This window comes from Mesorhizobium sp. M1338 (genome assembly GCF_040318045.1).
Taxonomy (GTDB): Bacteria; Pseudomonadota; Alphaproteobacteria; order Rhizobiales; family Rhizobiaceae; genus Mesorhizobium.
This window is the reverse complement of the sequence record NZ_JAMYLL010000117.1, coordinates 1-2572: the sequence shown is the minus strand read 5'-3', so window position 1 is coordinate 2572 and position 2572 is coordinate 1. Positions and strand designations below refer to the sequence as shown.

Genomic DNA, 2572 nt, shown 5'->3' with positions numbered 1-2572 from the left:
TTTCGGTAATTCGCGGACAGCGTTTCCGCTAAATCCCGGACAGTTTTCGGGAGCGGATTTAACGGTCGGTTCTCGGCTGCGCCGTTCTGGCAGTTTGGCCTCTCACGATGACGTTGAGAGGGGCCATGCCGAGACGGAAGCAAGCGAGACGAACGAGTGTGAGGGATATCCAAGCGATCTTGCGCCTGACCCATGAGCAGGGTCTTTCGGTGCGTGAGGTGTCAGAACGGCTGAAGATCAGCAAGACGACGGTATCGACCTATTTGCTGCGGGCGCGGGAGGCCGGGCTGGCATGCTGGCCGCTGCCGCCCGGCCACGACGAGGCGACGCTTGAGCGGCTGCTGTTTGGCCGTGCCGGTCGTCCGCCGCAAGACCTGAGCGAACCGGACTTTGCGCTGATCGCCAGGGAGTTGAAGCGCAAGGGGGTGACGCTGACGCTGTTGTGGCAGGAGTATCGCGCCGCCCATCCGGACGGCTACGGCTACACTTGGTTCTGCGAGCACTTCGCCGCTTTCGAGCGCCGGACGAGCGCCACATTCCGCAACCGGCATGCGGCGGGCGCGGTGATGCAGACGGACTATGCCGGGCAGACGGTGCCGGTGATGGATCCGGCGACCGGCGCCATTTACCCGGCGCAGATTTTTGTCGCGGTGCTTGGTGCCTCCAATCTGACCTTCGCCTTTGCCAGCTCCAGCCAAAAGCTGCCGGACTGGATCGAGGGCCAGGTGCGAGCGCTCGCCTTCTTCGGCGGTGTCACCAGAGCGATCGTATGCGACAACCTGAAGGCCGGTGTCGTCAAGGCGCTGTGGTTCGAGCCGACGCTGAACGCGACCTTTGCAGCCATGGCCGAGCATTACGATACCACCATCCTGCCGACCCGAAGCCGGAAGCCGCGCGACAAGGGCAAGGTCGAGGGCGCGGTGCTGATCGTCGAGCGTTGGATTCTGGCACGGCTCAGGAATAGATCCTTCTTCTCGATCGCCGAGCTCAACGCGGCGATCGCCGAACTGCTCGAGGATCTGAACAACCGGCCGATGCGCCATGTCGGCCAAAGCCGCCGCGAACTGTTCGAGGAGATCGAGCGGGCCGCCTTGAAGCCGCTGCCGGCAGCACCGTTCGAATACGCCGAGTGGAAGTCGGCGAAGGTGCATCCTGACTACCATGTCGAAGTCGACAAGACCTTCTACTCGGTGCCGCACCGGCTGATCGGGCGCACCGTCGAGGTGCGGCTTACTCATCGAGTGGTCGAGATCTTCCACGATCACCAGCGTGTCGCCAGCCATGTGCGTCGCTCACAGCGTTCCGGCCATGTCACCGTCAACGAACACATGCCCAAGGCGCACCAGCGCTACGCCAACACCACGCCGGCCAGCCTGATCAGCCGGGCGGCCGGGATCGGCCCCAACGCCGCCATTCTGGTCGAGCGCATGATGCGCGACCGACCGCATCCGGAACAGGGATATCGCTCGGCCATGGGCATCCTGTCGCTGGCGCCGCGCTATGGGCCGGAGCGTCTCAATGCCGCCTGCGAGCGGGCGCTGCTGATCAACGCGATCGCCTACTCCTCCGTCACCGCCATCCTCAAAGCCGGCCTCGACCGGGCCAGCTCCCCAGAACCGGCAAAGCCGACTCCCCAGCACGCCAACATCCGCGGCTCGAACTATTACCAGTGAAGGAAAGGAAGAAAGAATGCTGACGAACCCCACCCTCGACCAGATGCAATCCCTCGGTCTGGCCGGCATGGCTGCCGCCTGGCGCGAACTGGCCGAACGGAACAACGCCAACGAGCTCAGCCGTGATGAGTGGCTCGGCCTGATGCTCGACCGCGAGGTTGCCATACGGGCCGCCAAGCGCGTCCGGAACCGGCTCGCCTCAGCCAGGTTGCGCTTTCCCGAAGCCTGCATTGAGGACATCGACTTTGCCGCGCCGCGCGGGCTCGACCGGCGCAGCACCATGGCGCTCGCCCAGGGCGAATGGCTGAAGGCGCATGAGAACCTAATCGTCACCGGCCAGACCGGAACCGGCAAGTCGTGGCTGGCCTGCGCCTTCGGCCGGCAAGCGGCACGGCTCGATCATTCCGTGCTCTATGTGCGCCTGCCGCGCCTGTTCGAGGATTTGGCGCTCGCTCGTCTCGATGGCCGCTTCCCACGCCTCATTGACAAGCTCACCCGCGCGCAACTGCTCATCCTGGATGACTTCGGAACCCACTCCCTCACCGACCAACAGCGCTTCCATCTGTTCGAAATCGTCGAGGAACGCTATCGCCGCAAATCCACCCTGATCACCGCCCAGGTCCCGGTGGCCAAATGGCATGACTTGATCGCAGACCCAACCGTCGCCGACGCCATTCTCGATCGGATCGTGCACAACGCCCACCGTATCGTGCTCCATGGCGACAGCATGCGAAAGCAAAAGGCAGCGCCCCTCTTGACCGGCGCCGAAAACAGCGAAATCAATCATCCATGAACGCAACAAGGCACCCGAGGACCGTCGCCGCCAAACTGTCCCGACATTAGCGAAATCGCTGTCCGGGAATTAGCGGAACCCCTGTCCGGCTTTTGCGAAATGCGCA

At 63.7% G+C, this 2572-nt stretch carries 2 protein-coding genes; both read left to right on the top strand.

Going from position 1 to position 2572, the window contains the following annotated elements:
- The first annotated feature begins 125 nt into the window (after positions 1-125).
- Entirely contained in the window at positions 126-1673 is a 1548-nt protein-coding gene (gene istA, locus NKH19_RS33140; protein WP_352983908.1) for an IS21 family transposase, read from the top strand.
- 16 nt (positions 1674-1689) lie between these two features.
- On the top strand, positions 1690-2466 hold the full coding sequence (gene istB, locus NKH19_RS33135; RefSeq protein ID WP_352983905.1) for an IS21-like element helper ATPase IstB: 777 nt from the start codon (positions 1690-1692) through the stop codon (positions 2464-2466).
- Positions 2467-2572: the final 106 nt, after the last annotated feature.